The sequence below is a fragment of the Saccharopolyspora sp. NPDC049357 genome, assembly GCF_040677225.1.
GTDB lineage: Bacteria > Actinomycetota > Actinomycetes > Mycobacteriales > Pseudonocardiaceae > Saccharopolyspora.
The window spans coordinates 179497-198555 of sequence record NZ_JBFAQJ010000009.1; the positions used below are offsets into that span (position 1 = coordinate 179497).

Consider the following 19059-nt stretch of genomic DNA (forward strand, 5'->3'; position numbering starts at 1 on the left):
CTTGCCGGGCACACGCGCGATGGCCGTGACGGGTGGGGCGCAAAAAGGACTGTAAAGGTTTGAACTATCGGGTTACAACCAGGCGTAACTAACTACGGGTCACACGTTCGGCCCAGCTGTTGCCAAAGGCACTCTTAAGAGTGACGGTGACCCGTATTGGGGGCCTGACTTGTGACGCCGGGTTAAGTATAGTCTCGCCCGTCGAGGTGACCGGCCTCTGCTTCGGGGGAATGCACGTTGTGACCAGGGAGTGTGATGGCAAGCCCGGCTGACAGAGTCGGGGTCTGCGGAAACTCGATCGCCGAGGTGACGTGGACCCGCTCGTGGGAACCCGACGCGACCGCGTCGGTTCGCGGGCACACTCCCAGCACGATGATCTCCACTGTCACGGCACGGAAGGGCAGCTAGCCGTGGCGGTTCCGCACATGTCCGCCGCAGCGAAGGAAACAGGGATGCTCAACAACGACCCCGCGACCGCACCCGGAGCAGCCGATCCGGCTGCCGCCCGGACCAAGAAGTGGTGGCTGCGCAACTGGCGCCTCCGGTACAAGATGGCCGCCGTTCTGCTCGTGCCGACCCTGGCCGCGCTGGGCGTCGGTGGCGTTCGCATCTACGACGGTCTCAACAGCCAGTCGCAGATGCAGACCATCGTCGACCAGGTCGAGTTGGCGCAGCAGACCTCCAACCTCACCCACGAGCTGCAGCGCGAGCGTGACTTCGCGATCGTGCTCACCACCTCCAACGGCGGCAGCGCGGGCACCGACTACCAGGCCCAGGGCGGCCGGGTCGACGCGGCCGTCCAGCAGGTCCTCGCGTTCGACCCGCAGGTCGTCGGCTTCACCCCCGAGGTCCGCTTCGCCTTCCAGAGCGCCGAGCACCGGATCAACAGCCTCGGAGCGCTGCGCGGCACCGTCAACGGCGGCTTCACCAGCCCGCAGACGATGATCGCCTACAACTCGGTGATCGACACGCTGCTGTCGATCAACAACCAGGTCGCCAACTCCGCGGCCAACACCGCGACCGCGCAGACGGCCCGCGCCGCCGACTCCCTCGGCCAGGCCAAGGAGCAGCTCGCCCGGCAGCGCTCGATCCTGCTCAGCGCGTCGCTGCGGAACCAGTTCCTGACCGGTCAGCCCGATCAGATGCGCGCCGCCGACGCGCGCTACGAGGCCGCGTACGGCGAGTTCGAGGCCGCGGCCACCCAGGACCAGCGCGCACTGTTCGCCGAGCGGGTCGCCGGTGCGGCGGTCGACCGCAGCGAGCAGCTGGAGCAGAGCTCGCTGATCGCCTACGACAACGATCAGCAGAACCAGAACCTCGGCGTCTCCCCGGCCGACTGGGGGCAGCAGTCCGGGCAGCGCACCGACCTCGTCCGCGAGGTCGAGTCCGACGTCCTCGAAGACCTGCACTCCGACGCCACCTCGCTGGCCGACTCCGCGACCTGGACGCTGATCCGCGACTCCGCCCTGGTGGCGCTGCTGCTGATCGTGGCCTTCGGCGTGGCGACCTTCATCGCCCGCTCGATGCTGCGACCGCTGCGGACCCTGCGCTACAGCGCCCTGGAGATCGCGCAGCAGAGCCTGCCCGACGCGATCAACCGGGTCACCGAGAACCCGGGCGCGTCCCACCAGACCACGGTGCCGACCGTGCCGGTCTACACCGACGAGGAGATCGGGCAGGTCGCCCGCACCTTCGACGCGGTGCACCAGCAGGCGCTGCGGCTGGCCGTCGAGCAGGCCATGCTCCGCAACAACGTCAACGACCTGTTCGTCAACCTCGCCCGCCGGTCGCAGACCCTGGTGCAGCGGCAGCTGGCCCTGATCGACCGGCTGGAGCAGGACGAGCAGGACCCGGACCAGCTGTCCAGCCTCTTCGAGCTGGACCACCTGGCCACCCGAATGCGGCGGAACAACGAGAACCTGCTGATCCTCGGCGGCACCGACCTCACCCGGCGGACCATGCGGCCGGTCCCGCTCAACGAGGTGCTCGGCGCCGCCGTCTCCGAGGTCGAGCAGTACGCCCGGGTCGCCGTGGTCGACGCCCCCGAGCTGGCCCTGCAGGGCCGCGTGGTCAACGACTTCGTGCACCTGGTCGCCGAGCTGTTGGAGAACGCCACGGTGTTCTCCAACCCGGACACCGAGGTCACCGTCCGCACCGCCTACCGCCGCCAGCAGCTGGTCATCGAGATCCGCGACCGCGGCGTGGGCATCGACGCCGGCGAGGTCGACGAGATCAACGAGCGGCTCGTGCGGCCGCCGGAGATCGACGTCGCGGTCTCCCGGCGCATGGGTCTGTTCGTGGTCGGTCAGCTGGCCCGCAGGCACAACATCGAGGTCGAGCTCGGCAACAACGAGGGCCTGGAAGGTGGTGTCACGGCCACCGTCCGCCTCAGCGGCGAACTGGTCGTGCAGCTCACCCCGGACGGCCCGGTGCCGATGCCCGACATGCCGCGCACCGTCCAGCCCGAGGAGCGCGGTCAGCTCGGCGAGACCGGCACCCAGCTGGGCCTGGCCGCCGCCTTCGGTGGTCGCGCCGCCGCGGGCAACAACGGCCAGCAGCCGGGCCTGGACGCACCGACCAGCCGCGCCGAGCTGCCGAGCCTGAGCAGTTCCGAGCCGCCGACGTCGTTCACCTCGATGAACCAGGCGGCGGTGGACGCCGACGACTCGACACCGGGTGCCTTCTCGTTCAACGGCCACGGCTTCGCCGACGAGCCGGACGACCACGACGCGGAACTGCCCGCGCAGTACTCCGTGACGATGTCCTCCAGCGATTCGTTCGGCGCGACGAGCGTCCCCCAATGGGAGGATGACGACCGGGCGCCCCACGACGACGGAGTCGGGGCGGAAGCCTGGCCGGATATCGACCCGGGCTTCGACGGGCAGTGCGGTGCACCGTCGGAGACCTCGTCGACCGACCTGTTCCACAGCCCGTTCGAGGCGGAGAAGACCAAGAACTTCGCACCGTCCGAGCCCTTCGGCGCCGACGAGCACCGGAACGGCTTCAGCGGTGGCGGCCTGACCGGGAGCGGGCCCGACAGCGGCTCGTTGAACGGCAGCAGCCTGAACGGCAGTGGAATAGGCGCGGCATTCGGTGGCGGCCACGAGGGCGCTCCAGGAAACGAAGGCCGGCCCGAGCCGGCGTCGGAGCCTTGGGAGTCCGAGAACGCATCAGCTCCCGGCCTGGAACGTCCGGGCTTCGACGGCGGATCGCCGGCACGCGCCGACGACGAGCCGAGGGAGTCCTGGGACATGGACGATGCGCCCACCCAACGCCTGCCGATATACGAAGCCGTGCTCTCGCAGTGGTTCCGGGAGTCCGATGTCGAGGACTCGACGCCGGCCGCTGCCGACCCCAAACCCGCCGAGCCGGAAACCGCCGCACCCTCGACCCCGTCGAGCTCCGCGCCGGAACCGGTCGTCGACGAAGTTCCGCGAACCACCACGCCCGACCCGGGCTGGGGGCAAGCGGATGTCGGTTGGAAAGCCGCCGAGGCGCTGCTGCAGACCCACGAGGTCCAGGAGACGACCGCGGCCGGACTTCCCAAGCGGGTCCCGAAGACCAACCTCGTGCCCGGCTCGGCAGCACCCCGCTCCCCGCAGACGCCTCGCCGCAAGCCCGCCGCCCCGCGCTCGGCTGATGCCGTTCGCGGACGCATGGCGAACTTCCAGCAGGGCGTCCATCGGGGCAGGCACGCCAAGGCCGAACCGGTTTCCACCGAACTTCCCCGCTCGAATCCGAGCCGTCCCGAGGAGCAGGAGTGAACGGGTCCGTGCAGCAACCGATGAGCAGCAACAGCTTCAGTTGGCTGATCACCGACTTCGTGCGTCGGGTACCCGGCGTGGCGCACTCGGTGGTCGTGTCCGCGGATGGTCTGCTGCTGGCCGGTTCCCAAGGCTTGCCGCGTGACCGCGCCGAGCAGCTTTCCGCCGTCGCGTCAGGTCTGGTCAGCCTCACCCAAGGCGCAGCGCGCTGCTTCGAAGCAGGCGAGGTGACCCAGACCGTCGTCGAGATGGAGCAGGGCTACCTGTTCCTGATGTCGATCAGCGACGGCTCGTGCCTGGCCGTGCTCGCCGCGCCCAACGCCGACATCGGCCTGGTCGCCTACGAGATGACCCTGCTCGTGGAGCGGGTCGGTCGTCAGCTCACGCCTGAGCTGCGCGCGCAGCTGCAAGGCATGGGACGCCGGTGATTCCGGCTGGGAGAGCTGAGGGGAGCTGACCATGAACGCCGGTTCCGAGCCCAGCTGGGACGGTGACCTGTTCCGCCTCTACAACAAGCGGCTGAGCGCGGAGTCCTGGCAGGACGACTTCGTCGACGACACCCCGTCCGGGCAGGGCGGTGATGCCATCGGCGGCTACGACCGCGCGTTGTTCGGGGGACCGGGTGCCGACCTGTTCGGGTCGGGCGGATACGGCGACACCTCTTCGGGCGGGCAGAGCAACGCCCAGCACGACGGTTGGGGCAAGCAGGATCCCCGCGCCGCTGCGGACAACTGGGGCTCCCAGGACCGCGGCACCCCGGCTCCGCGTCCGCGCCCGGACAGCGGCCCGCCGTCGGTGTCGATGCCGTCCATCTCGCAGTCGATGTCACCGATTTCCCAGTCCATGCCTTCGATTTCCGGCTCGATGCCGGCGATCCCGGCGATGGACGACATGGAAGCCGAGGACAGCGGTGGTTCACTCGTTCGGCCGTATGCCCGAACTCGGGGGCGTACCCGCACCGATTATGATCTTGCTATCGAGACGTTGGTAAGCACCAGCGAACGAGGTCGCAACCAGGCGACCCAATCCCGGCCCGAGCACCGCTCGATCTCCGAGCTGTGCCTGGAGGCCCGTTCGGTCGCCGAGGTCGCCGCTCACATGCGGCTGCCGCTCGGCGTGGTGCGGGTGCTGATCGGCGACATGGCCGACACCGGGCTGGTTCTGATTCATGACAGTGGCATGGTCGTCGGTGATCGGCCGTCCATGGAGTTCTTGGAGAGGGTGCTCAGTGGGCTTCGCAGGCTCTGATCCCCGGTCGCAGCAGCCGAGCAACCAGAAGACTTCGACGAAGATCGTGGTTGCCGGTGGTTTCGGCGTCGGGAAGACGACTTTCGTCGGTTCGGTCTCCGAGATCGTGCCGTTGACCACCGAAGCGGTGATGACCGAGGCCAGCGTCGGCGTCGACGACCTCACCGCCACGCCGGGCAAGGTCACCACGACCGTCGCGATGGACTTCGGCCGCGTTTCGCTGGACTCGGACCTGATCCTCTACCTGTTCGGCACGCCCGGCCAGCACCGGTTCTGGTTCATGTGGGACGACCTCGTGCGCGGCGCGATCGGCGCCGTCGTGCTCGTCGACACCCGGCGGCTGGCGGACGCGTTCGCCTCGATCGACTTCTTCGACGACCGGGGACTGCCCTACATCGTCGCGGTCAACACCTTCGACGGCCTCACGCACCACCGCATGGAGGACGTCCGCGAGGCGCTGACCATCGCCGAGTCGGTCCCGATGATCACCGTCGACGCCCGCGACCGGGAGTCGACGAAGAAGGCGCTGATCACGCTGGTGGAGCACGCCATGCGCCAACGCCTCGCGACTTCTCATTAGTCGTGTCGTGGTCATCCTGATCAGCGGTGCGGGTGGCGGAACCTGACGCGCCGTCTGGACTCCGTGCGCCACTCCTTGAGCATTCCGCTTACCCAGGGGGTGGACATCGGCGTCGCGGCGTACTCGCCAGGCGACGTGTCAGAACTCGCGGCGGTGCCGGTTGTGAGGGTGGGGCGAAGAGAAAGCGGCTGCGCCGCTTGGGTTTTTGGTTCCTTCTGACTCAGTCCTCGACCAGGGCGACTGATGTGATGCGGTGCAGGGGGAAGTTGCCGAGCTCGTCGTTGGCCGCGTCGACTCCTTGGAGGACGCCTCCGCCGACGCTGACCGGGCGCACGACGTGCTGGCTGCGGACGCCGTGGGTGTCCACGAAACCCAGCCACACGCTGCGCTTCTCGGCCGCCGCGTCGCGCAGCAGCGCCAGCGTCGCCTCGGCGCTCGGTCGCCCGCGCTCCGGCACCACCGCGCGGCCCCGCCGGGCCGAACCGGCGATGTCGTTGGCGCGCAGCTGCGTCACCATCGATCCCAGCTGCTCCGCGCTGGGCACCGGCGGCCCGTAGGACGTGCGCTGCCGGGTCTTGCCGCGCGTGCGGCGCCCGCTCGCGCGCAGGTCCAGCACGTTGCCGTCGGGGCCCTCCGCCACCGGTGCGAAACCGGCCGAGCGCAGCCCGTCCACCAGGTCCGCCAGGGGCAGCGGGCTGATCAGCACGGTCGGAGCGATGCGCCGCAGCTCCAGCTCCTCGCTCGCCGGAGTCGCCAGCACCTCGGCAAGCACGACCGGATCGTCGCAGCGCAGGAAGGCTGCGGCGGTTCCGGCTCGGAGCTTGCCGTGGCGGCGCGACACGTCGTCGATCAGGTACGTCAACGCCTGCGGGATGGGCGTCTTCGACCGGTCCCGGAACAGCGCGTGCAGGTCGTCGGCCGTGTAGCCGGCGTCCAGCGCCCGGCGCACGCTGCCCTCGCCGACCCGGTAGACGGTGGCGCTGCCCGCGGACTCGACGTCGGCGACGAGCTTCATCTCCGCCGCCAGATCCGGTTCCAGCCGTCCCGGCGCGACGACCGTCAGATCCGCCTGCACCAGCACGTGATCCAGCGGATCCGGCAGCACCTCGCGGAGCCGGTGGCCGGCCTCGGCCGGGCCGTCGAACAGCAGCGCGCGACCGGCGGTGGTCATCGCGTCCAGCGCGACGACGCCGAGCGCGGTCGCCTCGGACAGCGTCCAGCGCACCAGGTCGTCGCGCAGCCGACCGGCGTGCCGGGGCGCGCGCCAGGCGAGCACGGTGGCCACGTCGTCCGGGCGGGCCCCGCAACCGCCGGGGAGTTCGTCGAGGTAGTCGAGGATGCGGCGGCGGTCCTTCGGCGCCAGCGGGCGGCTCAGCTCGTCCGACAGCGGCCCGATCAGCCGGTCCTTCTCATCGCGGGCACCGGTGAGCCCCGGCAGCCGGGGGAGTTCCAGCCACGCGGCGGCCAGCACGGCCCAGCGGTGCTCGACGGGGGAGGCCAGCCAGGTGTCGGAGGAGATCGTCGGCAGCCAGCGCGGTTCGGCGTCCTCGGTGCGGTCCAGCAGACCTGCGGCGACGGCCACCTCCACCAGCAGCGACATGTGCTGCTCGTCGACCTCCAGGGTCTTGGCGGTGCGGCGCACGTCGCGGATGCCGACCCCGCCCGAGCGCAGCACGTCCGGCGGATCGGTCTCCCACGCGAGCAGCAGTTCCTCGACGTGCCGCAGCAGTTCCAGCGCGGCGCCACCCGCGGTGCTGTCCACCCGCTCGCGGTCGGTCTGGGTGAGCTCCGGGGCGGGTTCCTCGGGTTCGATCCGGCCCATTGGCTGATCCCCGCGCACCGCGAGCGCCAGCTGCCGGGGCAGTTCCACGGTCTCGGTGTCGCGGCGCAGCAGCAGCCCCCTGGCCAGCAGCCGCTGGACCGGGTTCGTCGCGCGTTCCAGCGGCACGTGCGCGGACGCGTCCTTGGTGCGTCCGATGGGGGAGCCGTCGGCGAGCTTGCCGACCAGCCGCCGCTCCTCCTCGTCCAGCTCGGCCAGGGCCGCCTTGGCGGTCACCTCTGTCAGGTCGTCGGCCGGTCGCCCCAAGCCCCCGGGGAACGTCGGCAGCACCTCGCGAGCGGTGCCCGCGATCTCCAGCGAGTCGTCGTCGCCCCACACCAGCGCCAGGTCGCGCAGCGCGTTCACCGTCCGGCGGACCCGCTGCACCGTGACCTCGCTGCCGAGCAGGTCGGTCACCGCGTCCAGCCCGACGGGCTGCTTGTCGGCGTCGAGCAGGACCAGCGCCTCCATCACGCTCAACGCGAAGGAGTCCAACTCCTCGCAGGCGCGGGCGACCGATGATCGCTGCGCGACCCGGGAGCCGAGCACGGACAGGTCGGCGGGCGGCGGCGTCGCCAGGTCCGGGCGCGCGCGCAGCAGAGCGACGAGCTGCTCGTCGCCGCGGTCGCGGAGCCAATTTCCCACTGGAGGCATCACGCCCACGATACCCAGTAGTCGTCCCCAACCCCCCGCGCTAGCCGCGCACCACCCCTCCCAACCACGCCCCCACCGGGAGCGACCGGATTTCAGTGGAAACCCGGTCCCCGATGTCAGTGGAAACCCGGTCCCGGACTTCAGTGGAAATCTGGTGCCGGACTTCAGTGGAAATCTGGTGCCGGACTTCAGTGGAAATCCGGGCACGCCGCGTCCTGGGGTGGTGGGTCCCGCGTTGCGCAGGGGAGGAGAGGTGCAAGCTGCGACACCCTTGGGTGAGTTCGATCGCCCCGATCCGGCAAACTGGAGTTGCCCGTAGCCGGAATGCACAGGAGGACGACGTGGCCGGCAAGACCAAGAAGGACCGTATCGACCCGACCTGGCCGCAGGCCGGTGCCGGAGAGCACCCGGTCAGCGAGCTGGTGGCCGACAAGCAGGGCGCCCTGTCGCCGTTCGGGGACACCACGTTCCCGCTGAACGACGACGCGGTTCCGTACGAGCACCCGGTCACGGTCATCAACAAGTGAGGCCCCCTGTCGCCGGACCGGCCGGGGGCCGGTTCGGCGTCGAAACCGGTCCCCGGCGAACGCGGCGTGTCAATACTGACTCACGAGTAACCCACCGGATCTAGCTCACAGTCGGGAAAGTTTTAGGCTTTTTCGTGCTGGGTGAAGTTCCGGTCGCTTAGCGGGTCAGAATGGCTTGCGTGCCGGGGAGGCGATCTGCTTCGGCGGTCAGGCCGCCGGAGGACGGCACCCACGTCCATAGCCGTTCGCTCGACAGGGGTGTGCCAATGCCGGTTCCAGGTCCTGGTTACTCGATCACCGTGCGCGTCGAGGCTCCGCCGTCGACGACCGCCGCGGGCGATCTGACGAGCGCCATCGGGCGCGCGGGCGGTGTGATCACGGCATTCGACGTGGTCGAGTCGCACGCTGACCGCATCGTCGTCGACATCACCTGCAACGCGCTGTCGGCCGACCACGCCGGCGAGGTCACCGAGACCCTCGAAGCGCTGCCCGGCGTGCGCGTCCGCAAGGTCTCCGACCGGACCTTCCTGGTCCACCTCGGCGGCAAGATCGAGGTCAACTCCCGCGTCGCGCTCACCAACCGCGATGACCTCTCCCGCGCCTACACCCCGGGCGTCGCCCGCGTGTGCACCGCGATCGCCGAGAACCCCGACGACGCCCGCCGCCTCACCGTCAAGCGCAACGCCGTCGCCGTGGTCACCGACGGCTCCGCCGTGCTCGGCCTGGGCAACATCGGCCCGGAGGCCGCGCTGCCGGTCATGGAGGGCAAGGCGGCGCTGTTCAAGAAGTTCGCCGGCGTCAACGCCTGGCCGGTCTGCCTGGACACCCAGGACACCGAGGAGATCATCCGCGCCGTCGAGCTGATCGCTCCCGTCTACGGCGGCATCAACCTCGAGGACATCGCCGCTCCGCGCTGCTTCGAGATCGAGGCGCGGCTGCGCGAGAAGCTGAACATCCCCGTCTTCCACGACGACCAGCACGGCACCGCCATCGTCGTGCTCGGCGCGCTGCGCAACGCCCTGCGCGTGGTGAACAAGGACATCGCCGACTGCCGCATCGTGGTCTGCGGTGTCGGCGCCGCGGGTTCGGCGATCATCCGGTTGCTGCAGAACAAGAAGCCCGCCGACATCATCGCCGTCGACATCAACGGCATCGTGCACACCGGGCGCGGTGACGCCGACGAGAACCTGCGCAACATCGCCTCCACCACCAACAACGAGGGCCGCACCGGCACGCTGTCCGACGCGGTGCGCGAGGCCGACGTGTTCATCGGCGTCTCGGCGCCCAACCTGCTCTCCGCCGACGACGTGGCGAGCATGAACTCCGACGCGATCGTGTTCGCGCTGGCCAACCCGGACCCGGAGATCGACCCGCTGGAGGCCCAGCAGCACGCCACCATCGTGGCCACCGGGCGCAGCGACTACCCGAACCAGATCAACAACGTGCTGGCCTTCCCAGGCGTCTTCCGCGGACTGCTCGACGCGCACGCCCGCGAGATCACCGACGACATGATGCTCGCGGCGTCCAACGCCATCGCCGACGTCGTCGACGGCGAGCGCCTCAACGCCTCGTTCATCGTCCCCAGCGTCTTCGACAACGCGGTCGCACCGGCCGTCGCGGACGCCGTCAAGAAGGCGGCGCTGGCGGCCAAACCCGCCGAGACCGCCTCCCGGGGCGGCTCGTCCATGCCGTGGAGCATGGCCGAAGACCTCGACTTCTAGGAGCTGCTGAGGAACTGCGCCGCTTGGCGGTGCGGGACTCGACATCGCCGTCTCCGGGGGGCGTGATCACGACGGTGATCGCGCCCCCGTTGCGCCTTCCCTCCACTCGGCCGGGGACGGCGGTCCTCTAGGCTTTCGGCATGGCGCAGGATGAGCTCACCCACGTCGACGCGGCCGGTGCCGCGCGCATGGTCGACGTGTCCGAGAAGGACGCCACCGCCCGCAGGGCCGTGGCCAGTGGAGTCGTGCGCACGACGGCCGAGGTGATCGCGCTGCTGCGCCGTGACGGCTTGCCCAAGGGCGACGCCATCGCCACAGCCCGGCTCGCCGGGATCATGGGCGCCAAGCGCACCCCTGACCTCATCCCGCTGTGCCACCCCATCGCCATCTCCGGCGCCAAGGTCGAGCTCGAACTCGGCGACACCGAAGTCCGGATCACCGCCGCCGTCAAGACCACCGACCGCACCGGTGTCGAGATGGAGGCGCTGACCGCGGTCGCCGTCGCCGGGCTCGCGCTGCACGACATGATCAAGGCCGTCGATCCCGGCGCCGTGCTCGACGCCGTCCGCGTCGAGCGCAAGGAAGGCGGCAAGACCGGTCTCTGGGAGCGCACCGACGCGGACTAATCCGCCGCTCGCCGTCGTTGCACCAGAACCGGGCCATTCACGGGAGGTCTCCATGACGAGGACCGCGCGAGTCGTCGCCGCGTCCAACCGCGCCGCCGCCGGGATCTACGAGGACCGCACCGGTCCGGTGATCGTGAAGTGGCTGCGCGACCGCGGCTACGAGACCCCCGAGCCGTTCGTGGTGCCCGACGGCGACCCGGTCGGCGATCAGCTGCGCACCGCCGTCAACGCCGAGGTGGACGTCGTGATCACCACCGGTGGCACCGGCATCAACCCCACCGACCGCACTCCTGAGGTCACCGGGCAGGTCCTCGACCACCAGATCCCGGGTCTCGCGGACGCCATCCGCGCCGCCGGACTGCCCGAGGTCCCCACCGCCGTCCTCTCCCGAGGCCTGGCCGGGGTCAGCGGTCGCACGCTGATCGTGAACCTCCCGGGCTCCACCGGCGGGGTCAAGGACGGCCTCGGCGTGCTGGAAGGCGTCCTGGACCACGCGGTCGATCAGCTCCACGGCGGCGACCACCCCGGATCGGCGACCGCACCGGCGCACACCCCCGCCGGGGTGCTGCGGGCCGACGTCGTCGACGAGCACATCGACGTCGAGTCGCTGGCCCGGTCGGTGGAGCACAACGCGGCCGGGGCCGTGGTGACCTTCGGCGGCGTCGTGCGAGACCACGACGGCGGCCGGGGAGTGCTGGAGCTGGAGTACACCGGGCACCCCATCGCCCAGGACGTGATCCAGGAGGTCGCCGACGACATCGCCGGGCGGTTCGAAGGCGTTCGAGCCATCGCGGTCTCGCACCGCGTCGGCATGCTCAAGATCGGCGACGTCGCGCTCGGCTGCGCGGTCGCGGCGGAGCACCGCAAGCAGGCGTTCAACGCCTGCTCCGAACTCGTCGACGAGGTCAAGCGCCGGCTGCCCATCTGGAAGCGCCAGGTCTTCGACGACAACACAGAAGAATGGGTCAACTGTCCTTGATCTTCTGGAACTGCTCCGTGGTCGTTGTGCTCAGCGGTGCGGGTAGCGGAACCTGACACGCCTTCTGGCTCCGGGATCCGAGACTTGAGTATTAACGGATACGCGGCGCTACGGCTGTCCTCCCCAGAAGACGTGTCAGAACCCGCGGCGGTGCCGGTTGATCAGGTGGGGTAGTGAGAAACCGGCTTCGCCGGTTGCCTGACGTTCTCGGGTTTTCAGCAAGAAACCCCCTCCACCGCTTGGGGGCATTGCGGTGGAGGGGGTTTCTCTGGCGGAGCACGTGCCGTGTCGGGGGAGACGGCGCGTGCTTCCTTGCCGGTCAGCGTTGGGGGATCCCTGACCGTGCAGGTCTTACTTCACGTCGAGCTGCTGACCCGGGAAGATGAGGTTCGGGTCGCTGATCACGCTCGAGTTCTTGGCTGCGATGTCCTGGTAGTTCACGCCGAACTGCTGGGCGATCTTGCCCAGGGTGTCGCCCGCCTTGACGGTGTAGTCCGCGCCGTCCGCCTTGACCGTGGACTTGGTCTTGGTGGTCGTGGTCTTCTTCTTGGGCGTGGTCTCGGTCTTGGTGCTCGACTTGGTCGAGCCGCTGGTCCAGTTCAGCTTCGCGCTGCAGCCCGGCCACGCGTTCTTGCCCTGGGAGGCGAGAACCTTCTCCGCGACCGCGATCTGCTGTTCGCGCGTGGCGTTGTGGGCGCTGCTGGCGTATTCGGTGCCGCCGTACGCGGACCAGGTCGACGGGGTGAACTGGAGGCCGCCGTAGAAGCCGTTGCCGGTGCTGGCGCTCCAGTCGCCGCTGCTCTCGCACTTGGCCAGAGCGTCCCAGTCCGCGGCGTTGGCGGGTGCGGCGATCGCGATCGGGGTGGCGACCACAGCGCCGGCAACGGCGATCCGGGCGAAGTTGCGCTTGGTACTCGAAGGCTTGCGGTGCTTGCCCTTGTAACTGGACATGTCCCTCTCTCCTGCCGCGCCTCGGGTCGAACCCTGGTCTGGCTCCTTCGGGTGGAGCCGGGTCCACGCCCGCCGGTCTCGGGGGAGCCGGCGGCGCCTCGGGGCTTTCGGGGGGCCCTGAGACGTCCCTCGTTCCTGTCCGGTTCTGTTTCGTTTTCGGGGTGAGAGCCCGCTGGACAGGTTCGGCGCCACGGGCTCTCGAGTTCCTTGCTGATCGGTTCGGGGCCGACCGAGGAGCGACACTACGTAACCAATCCGAAGATCGGAAATCATGGACTATGTGACGCTGGTCACAGTAACACCGGCGAAACGGGTGGCGATCCCGATCATTTTCGCTGATCAGAGCGTCGTTATCGGACCGTTTCCGGGCTGATATCGATCACCGTAAGTGAGGCTTGGGTCACCACGATGCTCCCACTGGGGAACCCCTGTCACGCGGTTACCAACTGTCGAGCGGGCGTGGATCACGCCGGGGTGTGGGGACGCGGACGGCCGAGCGCGAACGCGATTCGTGTTCATGGAATCACGGAGCGTGAGTGGTCCAGTCGCTAGATCGGGTGGCCCTCAGGCGGTCGAGCGTCGGGCTCGGGAGGCGCGCTGAAAAGCAAGATCGAATGAGGGAAAAATCAACTGAGAAGTCACCTGAACGAGGCTGTACGACACGCCAGGGAATGTTGTATTCGCGCACCCGCACGCGCGCAGAGGACACAGTGCACTGCCCTCAGCGGCCGGTTCAGCCGCCCGCGAACGGCGGCAGGACGTCGAGGGTGGCGTCGCCGGGAATGCGCGTGCTGCGGTCGCGCACGGCCACGCCGTCGAGGAGGAAGCTGCACGCCGGCAGCACCTTGGCCAGCTTCTCGTCGTGCTGGTTCAGCGCCGCCGCGATGGCGTCGGAGACGGTCGGAGCCGCACCGTCCGGGCGGTTCAGCCGCACCGTCTCCTCGCGGACGCCGGCCGCGGCGCGAGCGCCTGCGAAATACCGGACCTGCACCGACACCGAACTCCTCGCCGGACCGGCGCTCTGCTCCGACACCGCGGTCATCTCCGCTAACCCCCGATTGCGCTCATCGGCCTTGATGGTTGGGCGAACTCACCGGAGTCCATCCCGTGACCTGCGGCCTTGGCCCACATCTCGCCCTGCCACAGCCGGATCAGCTCGGCGTCGGTGGCGCCTTCGCGCATGGGGCCGCGCAGGTCCGTCTCCGTCGTCGAGAACAGGCACGAGCGTAGCTGTCCGTCCGCGGTCAACCGCGTGCGGTCGCACGCCGCGCAGAACGGCCGCGTCACCGAGGCGATCACGCCCACCGTGGCCGGGCCGCCGTCGACCAGCCAGCGCTCGGCCGGTGCCGAGCCGCGCTCGGCGACGTCCGGGGTGAGGGTGAACTCCTTGCCCAGCATCTCCAGGATCTCGTCCGCGGTGATCATCGCGGAGCGCTCCCAGCCGTGCTGCGCGTCCAGCGGCATCTGCTCGATGAACCGCAGCTGGTAGCCGCGCTCGATGCAGTACCGCAGCAGTTCGGGTGCCTCGTGGTCGTTGATCCCGCGCATCAGCACGGCGTTGACCTTGACCGGCTCCAGCTTCATCGTCTTGGCGGCGGCGAGCCCGTCGAGCACGTCCTGCATGCGGTCGCGCCTGGTCAGCTCCTTGAACACCGCTCGGTCCAAGGTGTCCAGCGAGACGTTGACCCGGTTGAGCCCGGCCGTCACCAGCTTCTCGGCGAAGCCGCCGAGGTTGATGCCGTTGGTGGTCAGCGAGGTCGTGGGCTGGCTGGGCAGCGACGAGGTGGCCGCGATGACGTCGACCAGGTCCTGCCGCAGCAGCGGTTCACCGCCCGTGAAGCGGACCGTGGTGACGCCGAGCTCTTCGACCGCGATGCGGATCAGCCGGTTCATCTCGTCGGTGTCGAGCATTTCGTCGCGCTTGAGCCAGGGCAGCCCTTCGGCGGGCATGCAGTAGGTGCAGCGCAGGTTGCACTTGTCGATCAGGGAGACGCGCAGATCCGTCGCCACCCGACCGAAGCGATCCACCAGGTACGGCGTGTCCGGCCGTTCGGAGGAGTCGATCGTGCGGCGCACGAACGGAATTCCCAAGTCCACCGCGTTCACAACTCGACCCTATCTCCTCGGACCGACGCTTTTCGATCGCGAGCGTCAATTCGGACGGTGCGAGATCGCTGGTCAACTGCGGTGCGGCAGGGGTTGACGATCCTGGTTCGCGGTTCGGAACGCCTGGTTTTCCCGCACCTGCGGAAGTATTGTTCTGGCCGTGCCGCAATATCGGATCGCAGAGTCGGCCTCGCTGCTCGGCGTCAGCGACGACACCGTTCGCCGCTGGGTCGACGGCGGGCAGTTACCCGCGGAGCGCGACGCAGCCGGACGGCTGGTCGTCGACGGAGCCGCGCTCGCCGAGTTCACCCGCCACCAGGCCAGGTCCGCACCGGACCCGTCGGCCGTCGGGCGCTCGGCGCGCAACCGCTGGGTCGGGCTGGTGACCGAGATCGTCTCGGACAAGGTGATGTCGCAGGTGGAGATCCAGTGCGGACCTCACCGCGTGGTGTCGCTGATGAGCACCGAGGCGGTGCGCGAGCTCGGGCTGGTGCCCGGTTCGCTGGCGGTGGCCGTGGTCAAGTCGACCAACGTCGTGGTGGAGACACCGGGAGAGGGCTGAATGTCGAAGCTCAAGATGATCGCGGGCGGGATGCTCGCGCTGACCCTGCTGGCCGGTTGCGGGCAGGCCGAATCCGGCCGGCAGGCCCCCGCGCAGCAGCGCACGGTGACGGTGCTGGCGGCGGCCTCGCTGACCGAGTCCTTCGACGAGCTGGGCAAGCGGTTCACCGCCGAGCACCCCGACGTCGCGGTCCAGTTCGACTACCAGGGTTCGTCGACGCTGGCCGAGCAGATCAAGCAGGGCCGACCGGCCGACGTGTTCGCCTCCGCCGACGACAAGAACATGTTGAAGGTCGCCGACCTGGTCTCGCCGCCGCAGAGCTTCGCCACCAACCGGCTGACCATCGTGGTCCCGCCCGGCAACCCCGCGCACGTGACCTCGCTCGCCGACCTCGCGGACAAGAAGTTGGTCGTCTGCGCCCCGCAGGTGCCCTGCGGCGCCGCCACCCAGCAGGTCGCCGAGGCCGCCCACGTCGGGTTGCGGCCGGTCAGCGAGGAGAACGACGTCAAGCAGGTGCTGCAGAAGGTCGTCGCGGGCGAGGCCGACGCGGGCCTGGTCTACGTCACCGATGCCAAGGCCGCGGGAGACCGGGTGCAGGCGATAGACTTCCCGGAGGCACGGCAGGCGGTCAACAACTACCCGATCGCCACCATCGGGGACTCGCAGCAGGCGCAGCTGGCGAACGAGTTCGTCTCGTTCGTGCGCGGGCCCGCGGGCCGCGAGGTGCTCGGCGCGCACGGTTTCGACGTTCCATGATCAGGCGTCATCCACCGCAGGTCCCCGCAGTGCTGTGGGTGCCTGCGGTGCTCGCGCTGGCGCTGGTGGTGCTGCCGGTCGCCGGACTGCTCACCCGCGTCGAACCGGCCCGGCTGCCGGGACTGCTGCTGAGCCCGGCAGCGCTGGACGCGCTGCGGTTGTCGGTGATCACCGGGTTGATCGCGACCGCCCTGGCTGCGTTGCTGGGGGTGCCGCTGGCCGTGGTGCTGGCGCGTTCCACGCTGCCCGGAATGCGGGTGGTCCGCGCGCTGGTGCTGCTGCCGCTGGTGCTGCCGCCGGTGGTCGGCGGGCTGGCGCTGCTGTACCTGCTGGGCCGGACCGGGCCGCTCGGCGGTGTGCTCGCGGTCGCCGGAATCCGGTTGCCCTACACCACGGCCGCGGTCGTGCTGTCCCAAACCTTCGTCGCGATGCCCTTTCTGGTGGTCGGTCTCGAAGGCGCGTTGCGCACGGCGGGCGGACGCTACGAGCAGGTCGCCGCGACGCTGGGAGCCGGTCCGTGGCTGGCCTTCCGGCGCGTGACGCTGCCGCTGCTGCTCCCGGCGCTGGGGTCGAGCCTGGTGCTGACCTTCGCCCGCGCGCTCGGCGAGTTCGGCGCGACGATCACCTTCGCGGGCAGCCTGCAGGGCAGCACCCGGACCCTGCCGCTGGCCATCTACACCACCGCCCAGTCCGATGTGGACGCTGCGGTGGCGATGTCGTTGTTGCTGGTCGTGGTGGCCCTGCTGGTGATCGTGATCGCCAGGCCGAGGGCAGTGGAGGGACGGTTGTGAGCGGCCTGCGGGTGGACGTCGAACTGCACCGCGCGGAGTTCTCGCTGCGCGCGGAATTCGCGGTGGCGCCCGGCGAGGTGCTGGCGGTGCTCGGTCCGAACGGAGCCGGGAAGTCGACGCTGCTGTCGGTGCTGGCCGGGCAGCTGGTGCCCGATCGCGGCGTGGTCGAACTGGGCGGGACGGCCTGGCTGGACACCGCACGCCGCATCAACGTCCCCACGCACCGGCGCGGAGTCGGGCTGCTCGCCCAGCAGGCGCTGCTGTTCCCCAACCTCACCGCGCGCGACAACGTCGCCTTCGGCCCGCGCGCCGCGGGCACGAGCAAGGCGCGGGCGCGGGAGATCGCCGCGCGCTGGCTGGCCGAGACCGATGTGGCCGACCTGGGCGGACGCCGTCCGGCGCGGCTGTCCGGAGGACAGGCGCAGCGGGTCGCGCTGGCTCGCGCGCTGGCCGGCGAACCCGGGTTGCTGATGCTCGACGAGCCGCTGGCGGCCCTCGACGTCGACGCGGCTCCGGCCATGCGCGGACTGCTGCACCAGGTGCTGCGGCGTCAGGAGATGCCGACGGTGCTGGTCACCCACGACGTGCTCGACGCCGTCGTGCTGGCCGACCGCCTGCTGGTGCTGCAGGACGGTCGCGTCGTCGAGCAGGGGCCGACCAGCGAGGTGCTGTCGCGTCCGCGTGAGGCGTTCACCGCACGCCTCGCCGGTCTCAACCTGCTGACCGGCACGGCGATCGACGGCGGAGTGCTGATCGGCGAGGAGATCATCAGCGGCCGGGTGGTCGAGGAGCTGGAGTCCCGGGAACCGGCTGGCGCGGTGTTCGCGCCGTCGGCCGTGGCGGTGCACCGGCAGCGCCCGCACGGCAGTCCGCGCAACGCGCTGCCGGTGCGCGTCACGGCCCTGGAACCGCGCGGCGACGTGGTCCGGGTGCGCGCCACGGGCCCCTCGGGGGTCGGGATGTCCGCCGACGTCACCCCGGCAGCGGTCGCGGAGCTCGGGATTTCCGCAGGTGAGGACGTCTGGTTCGTGATCAAGGCGACCGAGGTGGCCATTCACCCGGTATCCGGAGGATCATCGGGGGCGTGACTGAGCCATCCACCTGGACGTACCTGATGGACATGGACGGCGTGCTGGTCCACGAGGAGCACATGGTGCCCGGCGCGGACGAGTTCGTGGCCGCTCTTCGGGAGCACGGCATCCCGTTCATGGTCTTCACCAACAACTCGATCTACACACCACGGGACCTGCGGGCCCGGCTACTGCGCAGCGGGCTGGACATCCCGGAGGAGGCGATCTGGACGTCCGCGCTGGCCACGGCGCAGTTCCTGGAGCAGCAGCGGCCCGGCGGCTCGGCCTTCGTGGTCGGCGAATCCGGGTTGACCACCGCGCTGCACAACATCGGCTACGTGCTCACCGACCGGGATCCCGACTACGTGATCCTGGGCGAGACCCGCACCTACAGCTTCGAGGCCATCACCAAGGCCATCCGGCTGGTGGAGAACGGTGCCCGGTTCATCGCCACCAACCCGGACGAGAAGGGTCCGAGCCGCGAGGGCACGCTGCCCGCCACCGGCGCCGTGGCCGCCCTGATCGAGCGGGTCACCGGCCGCGCCCCGTACTACGTGGGCAAGCCCAACCCGCTGATGATGCGTTCCGCGCTGCGCCACCTGGGCGTGCACTCGGAGAACACGCTGATGATCGGCGACCGGATGGACACCGACGTCCGCTCGGGCCTGGAGTCCGGGCTGCAGACGATCCTCGTCCTCTCCGGCATCTCCGACGAGGACACGGCGGAGCTCTTCCCGTACCGCCCCACCAAGGTCGTCCGCTCCATCGCAGATCTCCGGGACCACGTCACCGACCCCTTCAACGCCTGACGGGACGACCTCGGGGATCACCTCCGCACGTGATTCCCGAGCCACCCACCCGGCCATCGCCCCTCGAACTTCGCGGGAAGTTCGAGGGGCGATGGC

Annotated in this window: 17 protein-coding genes; 13 read left to right on the forward strand and 4 right to left on the reverse strand. The window is 69.8% G+C overall.

Features of this window, described 5'->3' with window-relative positions; translation table 11 throughout:
- The first annotated feature begins 425 nt into the window (after positions 1-425).
- The 4 genes from AB0J91_RS10720 to AB0J91_RS10735 are packed head-to-tail and all read left to right on the forward strand — an operon-like array spanning position 426 to position 5592.
- A complete protein-coding gene (locus AB0J91_RS10720) occupies positions 426-3764 on the forward strand; it encodes a nitrate- and nitrite sensing domain-containing protein (protein ID WP_363866474.1) in 3339 nt (1112 codons plus the stop codon).
- A gap of 20 nt (positions 3765-3784) precedes the next feature.
- Positions 3785-4192, forward strand: a complete 408-nt coding sequence (locus AB0J91_RS10725; protein WP_175548002.1) for a roadblock/LC7 domain-containing protein — start codon at positions 3785-3787, stop codon at positions 4190-4192.
- 31 nt (positions 4193-4223) lie between these two features.
- Complete coding sequence (locus AB0J91_RS10730; RefSeq protein ID WP_363866477.1) at positions 4224-5012, forward strand: DUF742 domain-containing protein; 789 nt, start codon at positions 4224-4226, stop codon at positions 5010-5012.
- Entirely contained in the window at positions 4993-5592 is a 600-nt protein-coding gene (locus tag AB0J91_RS10735) for an ATP/GTP-binding protein (RefSeq protein WP_132676688.1), read from the forward strand. The genes AB0J91_RS10730 and AB0J91_RS10735 overlap by 20 nt, the downstream gene beginning before the upstream one ends.
- Positions 5593-5812: 220 nt before the next feature.
- On the opposite strand, the gene AB0J91_RS10740 is transcribed toward AB0J91_RS10735, so the two are convergent.
- Positions 5813-8065 (reverse strand): helicase-associated domain-containing protein, encoded by a 2253-nt coding sequence (locus AB0J91_RS10740; RefSeq protein ID WP_363866480.1) that lies wholly within the window; start codon positions 8063-8065, stop codon positions 5813-5815.
- A gap of 341 nt (positions 8066-8406) precedes the next feature.
- Here AB0J91_RS10740 and AB0J91_RS10745 point away from each other — a divergent pair, with 341 nt between their 5' ends.
- From AB0J91_RS10745 to AB0J91_RS10760, 4 genes are all read left to right on the forward strand, one after another.
- Complete coding sequence (locus tag AB0J91_RS10745) at positions 8407-8592, forward strand: hypothetical protein (RefSeq protein ID WP_363793265.1); 186 nt, start codon at positions 8407-8409, stop codon at positions 8590-8592.
- 266 nt (positions 8593-8858) lie between these two features.
- Positions 8859-10313, forward strand: a complete 1455-nt coding sequence (locus AB0J91_RS10750) for an NAD-dependent malic enzyme (protein WP_363866483.1) — start codon at positions 8859-8861, stop codon at positions 10311-10313.
- 140 nt (positions 10314-10453) lie between these two features.
- Positions 10454-10939, forward strand: a complete 486-nt coding sequence (moaC, locus tag AB0J91_RS10755; protein WP_363793261.1) for a cyclic pyranopterin monophosphate synthase MoaC — start codon at positions 10454-10456, stop codon at positions 10937-10939.
- 52 nt (positions 10940-10991) lie between these two features.
- Positions 10992-11918: a molybdenum cofactor biosynthesis protein MoaE gene (locus tag AB0J91_RS10760; RefSeq protein ID WP_363866486.1), complete on the forward strand. Its 927-nt coding sequence runs from the start codon at positions 10992-10994 to the stop codon at positions 11916-11918.
- Positions 11919-12269: 351 nt separating this feature from the next.
- Here AB0J91_RS10760 and AB0J91_RS10765 read toward each other — a convergent pair whose 3' ends face one another.
- The 3 genes from AB0J91_RS10765 to moaA form a co-directional block, all read right to left on the reverse strand.
- Positions 12270-12869: a transglycosylase family protein gene (locus AB0J91_RS10765; RefSeq protein ID WP_363866489.1), complete on the reverse strand. Its 600-nt coding sequence runs from the start codon at positions 12867-12869 to the stop codon at positions 12270-12272.
- Positions 12870-13602: 733 nt separating this feature from the next.
- On the reverse strand, positions 13603-13911 hold the full coding sequence (locus tag AB0J91_RS10770; protein ID WP_363793255.1) for a MoaD/ThiS family protein: 309 nt from the start codon (positions 13909-13911) through the stop codon (positions 13603-13605).
- Positions 13912-13916: 5 nt separating this feature from the next.
- On the reverse strand, positions 13917-14975 hold the full coding sequence (gene moaA / locus AB0J91_RS10775) for a GTP 3',8-cyclase MoaA (protein WP_363866492.1): 1059 nt from the start codon (positions 14973-14975) through the stop codon (positions 13917-13919).
- 160 nt (positions 14976-15135) lie between these two features.
- Between moaA and AB0J91_RS10780 the strand changes: the two genes are divergently transcribed.
- The 5 genes from AB0J91_RS10780 to AB0J91_RS10800 are packed head-to-tail and all read left to right on the forward strand — an operon-like array spanning position 15136 to position 18963.
- A complete protein-coding gene (locus AB0J91_RS10780) occupies positions 15136-15537 on the forward strand; it encodes a TOBE domain-containing protein (RefSeq protein WP_363793251.1) in 402 nt (133 codons plus the stop codon).
- Positions 15538-16293, forward strand: a complete 756-nt coding sequence (gene modA / locus AB0J91_RS10785) for a molybdate ABC transporter substrate-binding protein (RefSeq protein ID WP_363866495.1) — start codon at positions 15538-15540, stop codon at positions 16291-16293.
- Positions 16290-17084: an ABC transporter permease gene (locus AB0J91_RS10790; RefSeq protein WP_210973757.1), complete on the forward strand. Its 795-nt coding sequence runs from the start codon at positions 16290-16292 to the stop codon at positions 17082-17084. The genes modA and AB0J91_RS10790 overlap by 4 nt, the downstream gene beginning before the upstream one ends.
- Positions 17081-18172 carry an ATP-binding cassette domain-containing protein gene (locus AB0J91_RS10795; protein WP_363866499.1) on the forward strand — a complete coding sequence of 364 codons (1092 nt, stop codon included), beginning with the start codon at positions 17081-17083 and terminating at the stop codon, positions 18170-18172. Before AB0J91_RS10790 ends, AB0J91_RS10795 begins: the two co-directional genes overlap by 4 nt.
- Before the next feature lie 26 nt (positions 18173-18198).
- The gene (locus AB0J91_RS10800) at positions 18199-18963 is read left to right on the forward strand and encodes an HAD-IIA family hydrolase (RefSeq protein ID WP_363866525.1); all 765 of its coding nucleotides are present in this window, start codon (positions 18199-18201) and stop codon (positions 18961-18963) included.
- Positions 18964-19059: the final 96 nt, after the last annotated feature.

What these genes read in the sequence shown, in the direction of transcription:
- AB0J91_RS10720 (WP_363866474.1), top strand. Translation starts at nt 426, where the DNA reads ATGTCCGCCGCAGCGAAGGAAACAGGGATGCTCAACAACGACCCCGCG.
- AB0J91_RS10725 (WP_175548002.1), top strand. Translation starts at nt 3,785, where the DNA reads ATGAGCAGCAACAGCTTCAGTTGGCTGATCACCGACTTCGTGCGTCGG.
- AB0J91_RS10730 (WP_363866477.1), top strand. Translation starts at nt 4,224, where the DNA reads ATGAACGCCGGTTCCGAGCCCAGCTGGGACGGTGACCTGTTCCGCCTC.
- AB0J91_RS10740 (WP_363866480.1), bottom strand. Translation starts at nt 8,065, where the DNA reads ATGCCTCCAGTGGGAAATTGGCTCCGCGACCGCGGCGACGAGCAGCTC.
- AB0J91_RS10750 (WP_363866483.1), top strand. Translation starts at nt 8,859, where the DNA reads ATGCCGGTTCCAGGTCCTGGTTACTCGATCACCGTGCGCGTCGAGGCT.
- moaC (WP_363793261.1), top strand. Translation starts at nt 10,454, where the DNA reads ATGGCGCAGGATGAGCTCACCCACGTCGACGCGGCCGGTGCCGCGCGC.
- AB0J91_RS10760 (WP_363866486.1), top strand. Translation starts at nt 10,992, where the DNA reads ATGACGAGGACCGCGCGAGTCGTCGCCGCGTCCAACCGCGCCGCCGCC.
- AB0J91_RS10765 (WP_363866489.1), bottom strand. Translation starts at nt 12,869, where the DNA reads ATGTCCAGTTACAAGGGCAAGCACCGCAAGCCTTCGAGTACCAAGCGC.
- AB0J91_RS10770 (WP_363793255.1), bottom strand. Translation starts at nt 13,911, where the DNA reads ATGACCGCGGTGTCGGAGCAGAGCGCCGGTCCGGCGAGGAGTTCGGTG.
- modA (WP_363866495.1), top strand. Translation starts at nt 15,538, where the DNA reads ATGTCGAAGCTCAAGATGATCGCGGGCGGGATGCTCGCGCTGACCCTG.
- AB0J91_RS10790 (WP_210973757.1), top strand. Translation starts at nt 16,290, where the DNA reads ATGATCAGGCGTCATCCACCGCAGGTCCCCGCAGTGCTGTGGGTGCCT.
- AB0J91_RS10800 (WP_363866525.1), top strand. Translation starts at nt 18,199, where the DNA reads ATGGACATGGACGGCGTGCTGGTCCACGAGGAGCACATGGTGCCCGGC.